This window comes from Kitasatospora sp. NPDC057595, from assembly GCF_042800875.1.
Lineage (GTDB): Bacteria > Actinomycetota > Actinomycetes > Streptomycetales > Streptomycetaceae > Kitasatospora.
Genome location: NZ_JBHVGL010000003.1, coordinates 48437 through 61238, shown reverse-complemented (window position 1 = coordinate 61238; position 12802 = coordinate 48437). Strand labels below are relative to the sequence as shown.

Genomic DNA, 12802 nt, shown 5'->3' with positions numbered 1-12802 from the left:
CCCCGGCGGCGTCCGCTCTTTTTGAGGCCCCTCTTGTGGTGGTCCGGGCCGCCGCTCCCCGGGGTGCCGGGTCGCGGGCCCGGCCCGTCCGGTCGGGGTGGGTCAGCAGTTGCGGCGGTACGGAATGCCGTAGGCGCCGGTGGCGTACATCGGGACGTAGTAGCGGTGGTAGATCGCCGCTCCGGATCCGATGCCCAGGCACCTGCCGGTGTTGGAGGCCCAGTTGGCGATCAGTTGGATGGTGCCCCAGTACATGGAGACGACGGCGCCGATCACGATGGCGGCCGGGGCCGCCGGCGGGGCGAGGGCGGAGACGAGGGCGGTGATGCCACCGATGATGAGGTAGCTGTACCAGCCGTAGTTGCCGATGCGCCAGGTCCAGAGCCTGTTGAAGTTGGCGGTGGCGGTGGCCCCGCCCCAGCCGGTCCCTGTCCAGGAGGAGGGGGACCAGTACCGGCCCGAGACGCTGCCCCAGGAGTAGTACCGGGTCTTGGACGCGCTCCAGCGGCCGTCGAGGTCAGTGCAGTTGACGGGGTCTCCGAAGCAGTACTCGTAGGCGTTGGCGTTGCCGCCGTGGACGGGGTCCGTCGAGAGGAACCGGCCGGTGGCGGGGTTGTAGAGGCGCGCGCCCATGAGGGTCACGCCCGCCGGGGTCGAGGTGGAGCGCTGGTAGGCACCGAGGTAGCCGTACCGGCCGCCGGCGGCCCCGGGCTTGAGGTTGCCGAACTCGTCGGTGTCGGTGGCGGTGGGCGTGCTGCCGGTCGCGAGCGGCACCCGCAGGTTCACGTCACCGTGGATGTTGGTGAACAGCAGGACGGGCGAACCGGTGGCCGTGGTGGTCGCCTCCACGCCGGAGCCCAGGCCCGAGACGTTGCGGGTGGTGTTCCCGGCGGCGTCCTCGGTGATCCACCGCGGCGTGTCGTTGTCCGCGGAGTAGTGGTTGACGCTGGTCGCGTCGGTGCTCCAGGTGCCGGAGGCGTTGGTCTCGGCCTTGGCGGTGCGGAACCGCTGGTTGGAGTCCAGGGTCCAGGTGGTGCGCTTGGCCCCGGTGGTCTGCTGCTGGACCAGGTCGTTGGTGAAGTAGGCGTTGGTGGTGCCGGGCAGCGTGGTGGTGCGGCCGAACGCGTCGTAGGCGTACCCGGTGTCGGTCAGGCGGTCGGCGCTGTCGTAGGTGTGGTTGGTCGTGGCCCCGCTGGTGGGGCAGGCCGCACCGGCGGCACCCGTGGCCGTGGACTGGGCGACGCGGTTGGCGCGCTTGTCCAGGGTGTAGGTGCGCAGCGTGCAGACACCGCCGGTGGTGTCCTTGACCTCGGACAGCCGGCCCGCGCCGTCGTAGGCGTAGCGCTGGACGGAGCCGACGCCGTTGCTGGAGCTGTGGGTGGTCACCTGTCCGTGGACGGACTGGACGATGCTGTCGGCGAGCATGACCGCGCCGTCACTGTCCCGGGTGTAGGTCCGGCCGACGGTGGCGCCGCTCGGGTCCTGCTTGCGGGTCAGGGTGTAGCCGCCGGGAAGCTTCTCGGTGGCCAGGGCGCCGTCAGGAGTGTAGGTGGCGGTGAAGGCGCCGGCCACCGAGTCGGTGAGGCCGACCGGGACGCCGCGCGGCTCCTTCGTGGTGTCGTAGCTGTAGGTGACGGTGGACGGGACGCTGTCGGAGATCACCAGCGGGCGGTCGAGCGCGTCGTAGCTGGTGTTCGTGGTGGCGCCGTCCGCGTCGGTGTACGAGACCTGGCGGCCGAGCTTGTCGTAACCGTGGGTGATGGTTCCGCCCAGGGTGGAGGCCGAGGTGAGCAGTCGGCCGGTCTGCGGGTCGTAGGTCTGGGTGACCTCGGGGACCGCCTGGCCCTGGTTGCCGGTGATCTTGGTGGTGACGACCCGGTCCGCGGCGTCGTAGGTGATCGCGGTGGTGCGGTTCGCGCTGCCGGAGGTGTCCACCGTGGTCAGCGCCTTGCCGTAGCGGTTGTAGGTGATGGTCGAGTCGACCAGGGCGTTCGGGTTGCTGCCGCCGCCGGTGATGTCACCCGCGGGCCCGGTCCAGCAGATCAGACCGGCCCACTCGGGGCGCCCCTTGCACCAGTCGGAGGTGGTGCCGGAGCCGTCCCAGTAGACGGTGACCTTGGCGGCGGCGTCGCCACCGGTGCTGCCCGGCAGCTGGACGGCGATGACGCGGCCCTGGGCGTCGTACACGGTGCCGGTGGTCAGCGAGAGGCCGCCGGAGTCCTGGGTCACCAGCTTGGGCAGACCCTTCGCCCAGTCGTACTGGGTGTAGGTGACCCGCTTGTCGGTGAGCAGCGAGTCGTAGCCGTTGACCCGCAGGCCCGAGGTGGTGGTGGTGAGCTGGTCCTGGACCGTGGCGCTGCCGTCGGTGGGCCGCTCGACGTCGTACTCGTTGACCTTCCAGGACCGCGCCGCGACGGTGCTGCCGGCCGGGGCCAGCACGGTGGTGCCGCTCTTGAAGTCCTTGGTCAGCTCGACCGTGTGCAGGGGACCGAACTCCTCCAGGAGCCGGGTGCCCTTGCCGTTGTAGTAGTTGTACGAGCCGAGGAGCTCGGCCCGTTCGGCGCTGCTCAGACCGGCGATGCCGAGCTCCGCCTGGGCCGCGATGTCGGCCGGGGTGAGCCCGAGCGCGAGGGAGCGGTTGGAGGCGCCGAGGGTGCGGACGGTGTTGCCGAACCGGTCGTACTGGGTGGTGGAGACGTGGCCGCCGGGCTCGGCGCTGTTCACCAGACGTCCGGAGGCGTTGGTGTAGAGGATGGTCGCCCTGGTGTAGTCACCGGCGTTGAGGTCGGCGCCGTTGGCGGACGCGGGCACCTGGTCGGCGGGGAAGAACGCCGTGCCGGTGGCGGGCACGTCCTTCTGGTTCCAGGCGCGTACGTCCGCGGCACCCATCTGCAGCGGCGCCTTGGCGCCGGTCAGCGGGACACCGTAGACGACGCTGCTGGTGGCGGTGCCGTTGACGGTCGCGGTCGTGCCAGGCGTCAGGGTGGGGCGCGAGACGCCGAGCAGCATGCCCGGGCCGGAGAGGCCGCCGCTGCCCACGGTGCCGTAGGTGAACGTCCAGGGCAGTTCACCGGCGGTGGTCAGGGTGGTGACGCGTCCGGCGCTGTCGTAGGTGTAGGCCGCCTTGAGCGGGGTCGCCAGGCGGGGGTCCCAGGAGGCGCTCAGCCGTCCGGCGGTGTCGTAGGCGTACTGGACCACCGCGGTGGCGGTGGCGGCGCTCGCCCCCGGGTCGGTCGCCCACAGCTTGATCTGGGAGACCCGGCCGAGGTAGTCGCCCGGGGTGCCCGAGGTGGCGGTGGTGCCGGTGGCGTAGACGTACTCGAGCACCCGGCAGCCCGCCGTCGCCGGTGCGGCCTGGCAGGCAGCGTTGGTGACGGCGGTGCTGGGCGCGATGACGTACTTCGGCCTGGCGAGCGTGGTGGACCCCGACACGACCGTCTCCGAAACGACCGTGGTGGTCGACTCACCGGTGGGACGGTAGCTGGTGGAGGCGTTCCAGACCGTGGACGAGGCGTCCACCTTGCTGAACGTGGAGGTGACGCCCTCGGTGTCCTTCAGGGTGAAGGAGCCGGTGAGGGAGCCGGTGAGGGAGAGGCTCTCGGCACCCGTCTCCGGTACCCAGGCACCGCCCGCCGCGGCGGTGAAGTTGACCTGGACACCCTCGGGGCGCACGACCGCGACGGAGGTCGCCGAGGTCTGCTGGACGTAGGACCAGGCGGAGGCGGTGACCGCGGCGGTGGTGCCCGCTGTCCACTCGGGCCCGAAGATCGCGACCTGTCCCTCCTGAGCACCGCCGGCGGCGGGCCGGCGCGAGGACGCCGTGCGGTTGACGGCCAGCCCGAAGACCGACACGTCGGCACCCGACAGGGTGTAGTCGCCGGTGAGCGAGTTCAGGCTGCCCGGACCGACGCCCTGTAGGGGGGCGGTGCCGGCGTTGCGGTCGACGATCACACTGGTCGTCTGGCTGTAGCCGGTGTTCGTGCCGTCGGTGAAGCGGGCCCGGATCTGGACCGTGCTGTCCTTCGGGAGGGTGCCGGTCAGGTTCCAGGTGAGCGCGGCAGGCTGGCCGGAGGTGACCGCCACCGGCCAACTGACGGCGCCTCCGTTGGAGGCCACGGTCACGTCACCGGCCGGAACGGTCTTCCAGCTGTCGGTGTCGCCCAGGCGGTACTCGTAGGTGGCGCCGGTGTAGGACGTGCGGCCGATCGCGGTCAACGTGACCGTACGGGCCGGGCGGTCACCCTCGGAGGGCGTCAGCAGCGCGGCTCCGTCGGCTCCGATCCCGAAGCTGTACGCGGTGGCGGCGGACGTCAGGTTCCCCGCCGCGTCGATGGACCGGACGTAGAGCGTGTGCCAGCCGGCCGCCGGGTCGACGGTCAGCTGGAGCGGGTCGCCGCCGGTGCCGTCGGTGGTGTCGTACAGCCGCTCCGGGGTGCCCTCGTCGTCCATTCCCCAGGCGTATCCCTGGCCGTCGGCGCTGGTGGTGTCCAGGGTGCAGACCGCGCCGCCGGACTGCGGGGCGGTCCAGGTGCCGGCGCCGTAGCCGGCGCACGACACGGTCGCGGCCGCCGGACGGGTGGTGTCGACCACGAACGGCGTGTACGCGGTCCAGTCGCTGTAGTCGGTACCGTCGAAAGCCCGGGTACGCAGCCGCAGGTGTTTGCCGTCCGGCAGTGCCCGGTTCGTCGGCACCGTGTACAGCGCGTTCACACCCGATGCGGTGGATGCCGAATTGACGGTGTAGGAATAGGTGGTGTCGTTGAACGCCGGATCGGCCGTTATTTCGAACTGGGCCTGGTACGTTCCACCATCGGCGTCGACCGCCTTCGCCCGTAATGTCGGCGTGGCGCTGGTGGTGTAGTGGACGCCGCTGGGACCGTGCACGGACTCTGGTGAGACCGCCCAGGACAGGGGTGTCGCCGGGGCCGTGTTGGCAGTGGCGGAAGGCAGGGCGCCGGACCTGACCGGGGCGGCCATGACCTGGCCCGTCGCCATCACCACGGTCGCGGTCTCCGCCGCCATGGCGAGGGCCACGATCGCGGCGGTCCGCCACATCGGGCGTGTTCGGGAACTAAGGACGCGCAATTGCTACTCCTTATTGACGCCTCCGGTGCCGGAGGAAGCAGAAGAAATAGCAGAACTTCCCGACCGATGACTAGATCGCCAGATCACTTCCTCCGCGAATGCACCAAATATTCCCCGTGGCCGTGCTCCTTCATGCGCCAAATGAGTCATTATAGGCAGTTTAAGGTCGAATTATGGCGCCGATATGCATCATGCGGTATTTCCACCCCGGGTCATCCTTATACGAATACGTCGTGGCATGCCTGGCGTTCTGGACTGCTCGCCACGGCCCTCGCTGTCCTGGCGGCCGGCATCCCTGGCGGGCCGGCCGAGGCGTGGCGCGCGGCCCTGGACCGTCGCAGGTAGTGACTGCGGCTGCCTCGCCGCCTCTGGGGTCACTCTGGGACCACGCCCCTGGGCGCGTTCGCATCTCCTTGCTGAGCACGATTCCGCAGGCCTGGCCCCTCCGGACCGGTCGTGACGGGGCATTTGTTCATTCATCCGGGAATCCGCGTGCCGTCGATCGCGGACCGATCGCCTCTTCGGCGCGGAAACGGGCCCGGATTCGCGGGAAGTAGGCATGCCGGAAGAACCTCGTCGCGGAAGGTGGTGCGCCATTCGTCGGTGAGCGGGCCGCCGTCCAGGACGGCGACGTGCAGGCGCAGCAGTTCGTCGGCGTCCTCCGGGCCGGCGGGCCGGGTGGTGGCGGTCATGGGCTGGTCCTCTCCGGGGCGGGGTGGGTGGTCAGCAGGAGGCAGAGCAGGCCGTCGAGCGGGTACTCGGCCACGGCGGCCCAGCCGAAGGAGCGCAGGAGGTCGAGGGCGGCCGAGCGCAGACCGATCGACTCCCGGCCGGCGCGTTGGCGTTCGGCGAGCGGGGTGGTGACGAGGAGTCGGCCGCCGGGGGCGAGGAGAAGGCGCGCGCAGGCGACGGTCGGCACGAGGTCGACGAACGGGAGGAACAGCCGGCAGGTGATGAGGTCGAACTCGCCGGCGGGGAGCAGGCCCAGGCCGCCGCGGTCCGTGTCGAGGAGCCGGAAGTCGAGGCCGTCACGGTCGTGGTGCCGGTCCTGGGCGGTGTTGACGGCGACCTGGGAGAAGTCGACGCCTGTGGTGGCGAAGCCCAGGCCGTGGAGGGCGGCGGCGTAGTCGCCGGTGCCGCAGCCCAGGTCGAGCGCCCGGCGGCCGGCACCCGGGCCGAGGCGCTCGGCGAGCAGCGCGACCTCCGTTTCGGTGACGGGCCGGAAGCCCTTGCCTTGCTGGTAGTGGTCGTTCCAGTGGTCGGCGGCGGACACGGCCGCTCCTCTCGGTCGGGGCGCTCGGCGGGCGGGTCAGCTGGCGGGAGGGGGCCGGGAGGCGGCCGTGGCGGTGGCGGCCGGGAATCTCATGCTCCGACCAGGGCGCGCAGGTCCTGCGAGGCGTCCCAGCCGTAGGTGGAGAACCCCCGCCGATCGCCGGCGAGGTAGGCGATGAGGGCGGCGTGCGAGGTGGGGAACATCGGGGTGGGCAGCGCGCCGGCGTCGGCCCAGCGGACGGCGAGGTGCTTGTCCGGTTCGGTGTTCGTCAGCTCGCCCTGCCAGGACGTCGCGGCGAACACGGAGAGCAGGAACGGGCCCTCGCCGTCCCAGCCGGCCTTGACCTGGATGGTGTGGACCAGCCGCAGCTCCTCGGCGGCGACGACCAGGCCCGCCTCCTCGTGCAGCTCGCGGGCGGCGGCCTCGTCGAGGCGTTCGCCTTCCTCGACCTTTCCGCCGGGGACGGTCCAGGCGGGGATCTTGGACCAGGAGTCGTTGGCGTAGTGGACGCAGGCGACCTTGCCCGCCTTCTCGTCGTGGACGATGACGCAGACGGTCTGACGCAGGGACTGCATGTGTGCTCCAACCGGTAGGGGGAGAAGGGGCGTTCACACAACGGTGTTCGGGTCGCGCAGCAGATCGAGGACGGTGCGGGCGTAGCCGAGGACTTCCTCGTCCCGGTGGTGTTCCAGGGCCCAGCGCAGGGCGGCGGGGCAGTCGATCGCGGCCCAGGCCCGGCACGCCGCCCGCTCCCGCGGGGTGAGGTCGCGTCCGTAGCCGGTGGTGAACGCCGCTCGCAGGTCTGGGCGGTGGGGTGTGAGTTGGAGGGTGACGCGCATCAGGTCGCGGCGTGCCGGGGCCTCGACGTGGCTGCGTTCGAAGTCGATCAGCCCGAGCGTCAGCCGGTCGCCGTCGCGGCGCACGAGCCAGTTCCGCGGGCCGAAGTCGCCGTGGCAGTAGGCGAGCGCGGTGGGCGGGGGTGCGGTACGGGTGGCGGCGGCCAGGACCTCGATGTCCGGAAGGCTGGCGTCGCGGGCGCGGGCCAGTGCCCGTGCGCGCTCCTGGGCCCAGGGCAGGTGCTCGCCGACGGGGGCTCCGACCGTCGGCTGCGTGTGGACGGCGGCCAGGAGCTGCCCGGCCTGCCGGTACACCTCCCGCTCCTCGGCGGTGGTGAGCGCGGCGCTGATGACCGGGGCGCCGGGCAGGGCGGTGGTGACGACGAGCAGCGAGGACGCGTCGGCGGCCAGCAGGGACGGAGCCCGGCTTTCGCCGAGGGCCGGCGCGAGCAGACGGTAGGCCGCGGTTTCCCGCTCGTGCATGAGCGCGTTCTTGTGGCGCTTGGCGAACAGGCGGCACCCGTCGGCGTCGGCGACCTCCCAGACGCTTGGGTGCCCGGCGCGGTCGCGGGAGCGCACGCCCAGCAGCTCGTAGCGTCCTGCTGTCTCGCGCAGCAGCCGATTGGCGTCCGGGGGCAGGCGGGGCGCGCTCATGCCGGCCAGCCGACGGTCGACAGGGCGCTGTCGCGGGCGATCTCGCCGAGCGCGTGGACGGTGTAGGGCACGGTGTTGCTCGGGAGTCCGTCGAGCGGCCAGAAGCGCAGCGCGTCGCACTTGTGCGGTTCGGCGTTGCGGACCTGGCCGTCGTAGCGGGCCGGGCGGAAGAACAACTGGAGGCGGCTGCGGCCGTCGTCGGCGTCGAGGTGGTGCAGGGTGTGGACGAGCGCGAGGTCGGTCTCGGCGATGAGGATCCCGAGTTCCTCCTCGGCCTCGCGCGTCATCGAGCGGGTGACCGTCTCCCCGGGCTCCATGTGACCGGCGGGAAGGTGCCACAGGCCGTTCGCGTAGGCGGTGTTGTGGCGCCGGCCGAGGAGCACGGTGTCGTCGTCGAGCAGGACGAGGTGGACGCCGACAGCCAGGGCCGGCGGCTCCGTCCCGGCCAGGCGTTGGGTGTCGTCGAGCGGATTCACACGGTCCTCCCGGACGGCTGGTCGGCCGCGTCGGTGAGCAGCGGCAGGTAGTGCCGCATGTAGGGCGGGACCTTCAGGCCGAGCACGTCGTCGAGGGGGACCATGCGCACGGCCAGTCCCTCGCCTCCGAGCCGCAGGTCACTCTCGTCTCCGTCCCGGACGGCGTGCAGGACGCGGGTGAGCGGCAGACCGAGGTCGTCGTGCGGGTCGGGGAGGGTCCGCAGCCCGGTGATCTCGATGCCGGCCTCCTCGCGGACCTCGCGCACCGCCGTCTCCTCGGCGCTCTCGTCGGACTCGCGCCAACCGCCGACCGGAGTCCAGAAGCCGGGCCACGGCATGCCCGGCCGGTCTTCGCGCTGGTGCATCAGCAGTCGGCCCGCAGCATCGGTGACGAAGACCAGGACGCCCTCGAAGTCGTCGTCGGCCGGGGTGGGGCGCTCCAGGTACAGCGGGACGCCGGAACGATGGGCACGCAGCACCTGCCGCAGCCGCTGGTAGCGAGCGGGTTCCATGAACCGCCGCCAGTCGTGCGCGCTCTCGAACCGCCACTCGGTGTGCTCGGCCGGGTCGAGCCGGATCCTGGCCTGCTGCTCCGGGGTGAGGACGTCGCCGTCGAAGACGTAGCCGCAGACCGGCACGGGGTACTCGGTGCCGGCCTGCTCGTGGATGACGGCGACCAGACGCCGCCGGGCGATCACCTCGGGGTTCTCGGCGGCGAGGTCGAGGCCAAGCTCTTCCCGGGCCTCGCGCAGGGCGGTGGTGAAGGGCGTCTCGCCGTGCTCGACGTTGCCGCCGGGGAAGTTCCACACGGATGGGTTGATGGTCGAGCGCATCCCGAGCACACGGCCCTGCGGGTCGGTGACCAAGAAGCAGCCGTAGGAGCTGGGCCGGGCGATGGTGGTGAGGTAGCCGCCGACGGGCCGCCAACCCGGGACGCCCAGACGCCGGGTGAGCCACTCGATCACGGCGCGCTGGCCGTCGCCGGTCGGCGGAAGGGAGTCCGGGGACGCCCACTGGTGGCTGTCGTGGTCGGGGGAGAGGGTGATCTGGGTGCCGTCCGGTACGACGGTGGTGAAGACGAACTGGCGCACGCGCCGCCCGTGCTGGTTGGTGAAGTCGAGGTGCCGCGCGTACTCCAGCGGCAGGCCGGTGAGCCCGGTCTCCTCGGTGAGCTCGCGGGCCGCGCCGGCGGGCACCGGCTCGCCGTCCTCCCGGCCGCCGCCGGGGTACTCCCACAGGCCCGGTAGGACGTCGTCCGGGGACCTGCGGAGCATCAGGATCCGTCCGGAGGCGTCCCGGACCACCACGCCGACGCCGATCCGTTCGATGTCCTCGCGTGCGGCGAGGTTCGTCAGTACGCCGAAGTCGATCACTGGACACGCTCCCCGGAATCGCGGGCGGGCATGGCCGGTGGGCCGGAAGAGGTGACGCCGATGGGGTTGTCCACGAAGTCCTCCAGATGTAGGCGGTGTTCGAGCGTGTGGAGCCGTCCGTCGGCGAATGGCTCGGCAAGTGCGCTCTCGTACAGCGGAGTTGGACGGGTTTACGCGAGCGGAGGTGACTGATGGTGATGCTGTTCGAACGTGGCGCTCAAGTGGATTTCCTCCGGGCGAGCCCGGGTCGAACGGGGACTTTTCGAGCACCCCGCGCGCGTGCTGCAGCGCCTCCTCCAGTCGGGCGCGCAGGGTGTCCGGCAGGGTGGCGGAGCCCAGTGCGCAGGCGGCGAGAGCCCGTTCGAGGGCCGCGCACCGGGCCGGGTTGAGACGGTGTCGGGCACCCTCGTGGGTGAGGAGGTCGCGCAGTGCATAGCCGTCGCCGGATTCACCCGTTCGGCTGGTCAGGTGGGCGAACAGGTTTCGGGCGGCGGGCGTGTCCGGGTCGGTCGCGTCGAGGGCGGTCAGCGTGAGGCGGGTGGTGAAGACGGCCAGGCCCTCGTCCGGCTCGAAGGAGAGGCAGTGGCCGAGCGCCCGGTCGGCTGCCCGTTGGTCGCCGGGGCGGCACAGCGCGGTGAGCGCGGCGGTGACCGCGTCCTCCCACGGGCCACCCGTCTCGGTGTCCTCCAGCAGTGCGAGCGCGCCGGGCAGGTCGCCGGTGGTGGCGCGGGCGAGGACGGCGACTTGTCGGCCGTCGAGGATGCGCCGGCCGATGCCACGGTGTTCCTCGATGTAGAGGGCGGCGTGGCGGTGGCAGAGTTCGCGGGCGTAGTCGGGCAGGTCGAGGTCGGAGGCGAGGAGGGCGGCCTGGTTGAAGACGGTGGATGCGAGGCCCGGGCCTGCTCGCTGGGAGGCTGTGTCGGCCAGCTCGCGGAGCCGGCCGACACGGGCGTTCAGGGGCAGGCACGCGGGCCGGATCCTGGCGACCAGCGGGAAGCTCCGGGATGGGACCGGTCGGGCGCACGGCGGCTACTCCCAGGTGATGGTGATCGGGTGGTTCGGGCGCTCCAGGACGAAGCGGCCGGCCGCCGGGTCGGCGGCGCCGGGGGTGTGGGGGAGGGCGATGCGCAGGGTGCGGTCGCGGAAGGCGGTGTCCCAGGCGCGGATCTGCTCGGCTACGAGGTCGGCGAGTGCGACGGCGTCGGGGCCGTGGCTGACGATGCCGGTCGCGTAGGTTCTGCGGCCGTCGGCGGTGGGCTCGCCGGGGCGCGGGTGCTCACCGTGGCGATCACCCGGTCGAACGGGCCGGCGCCGTGGACAAGGTCGCGAGGGCCGGCCGGATCGGCCCGCAGGTCGGCGAACTTGGCCCAGACCTCGCCCTGTTCGTGCCGGTCGAGGCGGGCGGCGCGGAGCATGGCGGAGGCGAGGACGACGAAGGTCTCGGTGCGGCCGAGGGTGGGCGGGTCGGGCTTGGCGGCATGGGCTGTCAGGTGTCGGCTGTCGGTGTGGAAGAGCCGGTGGGCGGTCTCCATGCCGTGGGGCCCGCCGAACGCCGCGGTCTCGGGTTCGTCGATCACGGTGGCCCAGCCGGTGAGCAGTCCCTCCTCTGCGAGGGTGTCCAGCAGGGGGGTGAGGGCGCCGGGGGGTGCGGTAGCGCAGCGCCCAGGGTCTGCTGATGTACCTGCGGCCCACCGAGGTGCGGGCGCTGCTCGCGGCCTGTGCCGAGCGGTTCCGCGGGGCGGCGTTCCTGCTCGACAGGGTGCCACGCCGGTTCAGCGCCCGGTCGGTGCGCGGCGAGCTGCGCGACCGCTACTACCGGACGCCGCCGATGCCCTTCGGGATGAACGCCGACGAGCGGGCCGAGCTGACCACCGCCCACCCGGGCGTCACCGGGGTCTGCGAGGTCTACCCCGAGGGTGGCCGGGGCCTCGTCCGCACCCTGCTGCCGCTCGCGGCCCGGGTGAAGAAGCGGCCGGCGGTGATCGCGCTGCGCTTCGCCGAGCGCACGGACGGCGAGGACGGCGCGAACGGCTCGCGGCGGCGGGCGGGCGCCCGGAACCGGGGAGCCGGTCCGTACGTCCTAAGCAGGGGTGATCGGCCAGGGGGACGGGCCGCCCGGCACGTTAGGCTGCACTTCGGGGAGCGGCCTGGTGCCGCCATTCGAGACGACGTCGGGACCGGCGTGCGCGCCGCGGGGACCTGGACGGGGCCCGGCCGGGGCCGCCGCGGGTCCCGTCCTGCCACGGAGGTACTGGCCTTGCTGCACATCGACGCCTGGATCGAAGGCGTACCACCGGGCGCGGTGTACGCCCTGGTTGCACTGATCATCGGACTGGAGTCGCTGGGGATCCCGCTTCCCGGGGAGATCGCCCTGGTCTCCGCCGCCCTGCTGTCCGCGCGCGGCGTGGTCAGCCCGATCTGGGTGGCGGTCGCCGCCATCCTCGGCGCGATCATCGGTGACTCGATCGGCTACTCGATCGGCCGCAAGGGCGGCAAGCCGCTGTTCGAGAAGCTCGGACGGAAGTTCCCCAAGCACTTCGGCCCCAGCCACCTGGCCACCGCCGAACGCTCCTTCCACAAGTGGGGCATGTGGGCGGTCTTCTTCGGCCGCTTCATCGCCCTGCTGCGCATCTTCGCCGGGCCGCTCGCCGGTGCGCTGAAGATGCCGTACTGGAAGTTCCTGATCGCCAACGTCCTGGGCGGCGTCGTCTGGGCCGGCGGCACCACCCTGCTGGTCTACCAGGTCGGCAAGGTCGCCGAGCAGTGGCTCTCGAAGTTCTCCTGGATCGGCCTGCTGGTCGCCGCGGCCGGCGGTGCGCTGTCGGCCTGGCTGATGAAGCGCCGGGCGGCGAAGACCGCCAAGGAGCACGAGGCCGAGGACGCGGCGGCGCAGGAGGCGGAGGAAGCGCAGCGGACGCCGGCCGAGTCGCCCGCCACCCCGCAGACGCAGGCCGAGTCGCCCGCCACCCCGACGATCACCGCCCCCGCCGCGGACTGACCGACCCGGACCCTCCCGGGTCCAGCCCCGGTCCACCCGGACCACCACGCCCCACGCCCGCCGTCGCCGGACGTCTTCCGGCGGCGGCGTTCGCGTGAGGCGACACC

9 protein-coding genes are annotated in these 12802 nt (G+C 72.2%); 1 reads left to right on the top strand and 8 read right to left on the bottom strand.

The window, feature by feature from the left end; all coding sequences use genetic code 11:
- Window positions 1–102 precede the first annotated feature (102 nt).
- The 8 genes from ACFU9E_RS06520 to ACFU9E_RS06485 form a co-directional block, all read right to left on the bottom strand.
- The gene (locus ACFU9E_RS06520) at window positions 103–5085 is read right to left on the bottom strand and encodes an RHS repeat-associated core domain-containing protein (protein WP_380683913.1); all 4983 of its coding nucleotides are present in this window, start codon (window positions 5083–5085) and stop codon (window positions 103–105) included.
- Between the two features lie 476 nt (window positions 5086–5561).
- A complete protein-coding gene (locus ACFU9E_RS06515) occupies window positions 5562–5777 on the bottom strand; it encodes a hypothetical protein (protein WP_380683912.1) in 216 nt (71 codons plus the stop codon).
- Window positions 5774–6358 (bottom strand): class I SAM-dependent methyltransferase, encoded by a 585-nt coding sequence (locus tag ACFU9E_RS06510; protein ID WP_380683911.1) that lies wholly within the window; start codon window positions 6356–6358, stop codon window positions 5774–5776. The genes ACFU9E_RS06515 and ACFU9E_RS06510 overlap by 4 nt, the downstream gene beginning before the upstream one ends.
- Before the next feature lie 89 nt (window positions 6359–6447).
- Window positions 6448–6933, bottom strand: coding sequence for an NUDIX domain-containing protein (locus ACFU9E_RS06505; RefSeq protein WP_380683910.1), 486 nt, complete (start codon window positions 6931–6933; stop codon window positions 6448–6450).
- Window positions 6934–6966: 33 nt separating this feature from the next.
- Window positions 6967–7848 (bottom strand): phosphotransferase family protein, encoded by an 882-nt coding sequence (locus ACFU9E_RS06500; protein WP_380683909.1) that lies wholly within the window; start codon window positions 7846–7848, stop codon window positions 6967–6969.
- On the bottom strand, window positions 7845–8324 hold the full coding sequence (locus tag ACFU9E_RS06495) for an NUDIX domain-containing protein (RefSeq protein ID WP_380683908.1): 480 nt from the start codon (window positions 8322–8324) through the stop codon (window positions 7845–7847). The genes ACFU9E_RS06500 and ACFU9E_RS06495 overlap by 4 nt, the downstream gene beginning before the upstream one ends.
- A complete protein-coding gene (locus tag ACFU9E_RS06490) occupies window positions 8321–9697 on the bottom strand; it encodes an NUDIX domain-containing protein (RefSeq protein ID WP_380683907.1) in 1377 nt (458 codons plus the stop codon). Before ACFU9E_RS06490 ends, ACFU9E_RS06495 begins: the two co-directional genes overlap by 4 nt.
- Window positions 9698–10872: 1175 nt before the next feature.
- Window positions 10873–11463, bottom strand: coding sequence for a thiopeptide-type bacteriocin biosynthesis protein (locus ACFU9E_RS06485; protein ID WP_380683906.1), 591 nt, complete (start codon window positions 11461–11463; stop codon window positions 10873–10875).
- Between ACFU9E_RS06485 and ACFU9E_RS06480 the strand changes: the two genes are divergently transcribed.
- Window positions 11373–12695, top strand: a complete 1323-nt coding sequence (locus tag ACFU9E_RS06480; RefSeq protein ID WP_380683905.1) for a VTT domain-containing protein — start codon at window positions 11373–11375, stop codon at window positions 12693–12695. The genes ACFU9E_RS06485 and ACFU9E_RS06480 overlap by 91 nt on opposite strands.
- The last annotated feature ends 107 nt before the right edge of the window (window positions 12696–12802 follow it).